The organism is Rhizobacter sp. P2_H2 (assembly GCF_056403375.1).
Genome location: NZ_JBFUFP010000941.1, coordinates 1 through 2,133, shown reverse-complemented (window position 1 = coordinate 2,133; position 2,133 = coordinate 1). Strand labels below are relative to the sequence as shown.

Below are 2,133 nucleotides of genomic sequence, written 5' to 3'. Positions count from 1 at the left end.
GTCAGATCGGCCCATCGTCAATGCGGATTCCCCGCGGAGCCACAGACTCCCCGGCAGCAACAGGCGCCCCCTGAGGGTGCTCTACGCAGAGGACAACGAGGTGAACGCCGAACTGGTACGCCAGATCGTCACATTGCGGCACGGCGTGTCGCTTCGCGTCGCGACCAACGGTGAGCGCGCGCTCGAGATGGCACGGCTCGACGCCCCGGATCTGATGCTCGTCGACATGAACCTTGGCGACATGACGGGAGTCCAGCTCGCCAAGGAGCTGCAGCGGGATCGGTCCACCCGCGAGATCCACCTGGTCGCACTTTCGGCCGACGCGCTTCCGGAGCAGATCAGGACCGCGCTTGGCTGCGGGTTCGAGAGCTACCTGACCAAGCCGATCGTGTTCGAAGAACTGCTCGCGATGCTGGACAAGCACAGCCAGCAAGCCTGCGCATAGAGCCCGGTCGCGGGAGTGGGGGGCGTCGGCGCCCGCACGATCAGGCAGGCCGTGTAACCGTGCGACACACCATGGGCTGTCGACCAGGTTACCGGCACGGTTCATGCACCCACTTGCAACACAACCGCAGGGGATGCCATGTCAACCGAGTTTCGTCGAACAGGTAACTTGAAGAACATCGGCAGCTATCCGGTCTGGCTGCAGCGCGTCGTTCATGAAACGACGCCGCACAAGCGTCGCGTGGTCGAGCACGAGCTCTTCGCTCTGATGAGAGAAGCCAGGTTGCCGCTGCCGGCGATGCGCCGCTTCCTGGTGGGCGTATGGCCGACCATCGAGCAATTCCCCCGGTTCATGGCAATGAACCTGAAAAAGGTGGGCTATGGCGACAGCGTGGGCGAGGACATGGCGCGGCGCTACCTGATCCAGAACATTCGCGTCGAACAGAAGCACTCCGAGCATTGGGCCACCTGGGCTGGGGCAGCCGGGTTGACGCTCGACGACCTGCGAGCCGGGGAGGATGCCGAAGAACTCGAGGCCTTGGCGCACTGGTGCTGGTATGTCTGCGACAAGGCGAGTCTTGCGGTCGCGATGGCCGCGACGAACTATGCAGTCGAAGGCGCGACGGGTGAGTGGTCGTGCGTGGTGTGCTCGAAGGACACCTACTCGAAATCGCTCCCGGACGAGATTCGCGTTCCAGCGATGCGATGGCTGAAGGTCCATGCCGAGTACGACGACACGCATCCCTGGGAGGCGCTGGACATTGTCGCGACCTTGCTCGGCCACGCACCGTCGAGTGCGGATGTGGCCGCCGTGCGGCGTGCGGTCCGGTCGAGCTACCGCTACATGGAGATGTCGCTCGACGCCGCGATGATGGCAGCGACGCGCGGCGATTTTGACGAAACGGCTTCCAACGCATCGACCTTGGGTGCCTTCGACGCACTCCACGCCSCATAGACGGAAGCCGGTACCTCGGTCACTTCGCCGCAGCCGGGAACGCCGGCAGCTTGCCGATGTCGCGCGGGTCGTGCTGGATGATGACCGTCGCCTTCAGGTTCTTCGCGATCTGCTTGACGCGCTGGATCGACGCGAGGGTCTGCGCGCGGTCGTAGTTGAAGCCCGGCACGCCGTCGTGCTCGTAGTTCTCGTGGAAATGCACGGCATCGCCGCTCAGGATCACCGGCCCCATCTCCTTCAGGCGCACGAGCAGGATGCTGTGCCCCGGCGTGTGGCCCGGCGCGCGCAGGATCATCACGGTGCCGTCGTCGAACACGTCCTTGTCGGCGCTCAGCGGCTCGACCTTGCGCTTCTCGGCGATCCACTCGGCGAAGCCTTTCACGTTCGCACTGGCCATCGGCGGGGTGGCGTTGATGCCGTCCCAATCGCCCTTGCCGATCAGCAGCGTTGCATTCTTCAGCGGGGCCAGCTGACCGGTGTGATCGGCGTGGTAGTGGCTGATGCCGACGTACTTCACGTCTTCGGCGTTGACGTTGATCTGCTTCAGCAGATCGGCCAGCGGCTTGTTGGTCGCACTGGGAACGGAGCCCGGCAGATAACCCGTGTCCCAGACCATCACGTCCGCGCCGTGGCGGATGACATAGCAGCTGAAGGTGAAGGGCTTCGTCGTCTCGGTGTAGGCGAAGGCGTCGCTGAAGCGCCTCGGGTCGTTGGTCCCGGTGCCGCAATCGAGC

General features: G+C 64.4%; 3 protein-coding genes. 2 read left to right on the top strand and 1 reads right to left on the bottom strand.

Translation table 11 applies throughout. The features are described 5' to 3' along the window. Both AC1D15_RS28505 and AC1D15_RS28500 read left to right on the top strand, forming a co-directional pair. On the top strand, positions 1-445 hold a 445-nt coding region (locus AC1D15_RS28505), incomplete at its 5' end, for a response regulator (protein WP_477828664.1). Positions 446-613: 168 nt separating this feature from the next. Further along, positions 614-1,399 (top strand): iron-containing redox enzyme family protein, encoded by a 786-nt coding sequence (locus AC1D15_RS28500; RefSeq protein ID WP_477828663.1) that lies wholly within the window; start codon positions 614-616, stop codon positions 1,397-1,399. A gap of 19 nt (positions 1,400-1,418) precedes the next feature. Here the strand turns inward: AC1D15_RS28500 and AC1D15_RS28495 are convergent. Further along, positions 1,419-2,133 (bottom strand): N-acyl homoserine lactonase family protein (locus AC1D15_RS28495; protein ID WP_477828662.1); only part of this gene is annotated, 715 nt, incomplete at its 5' end.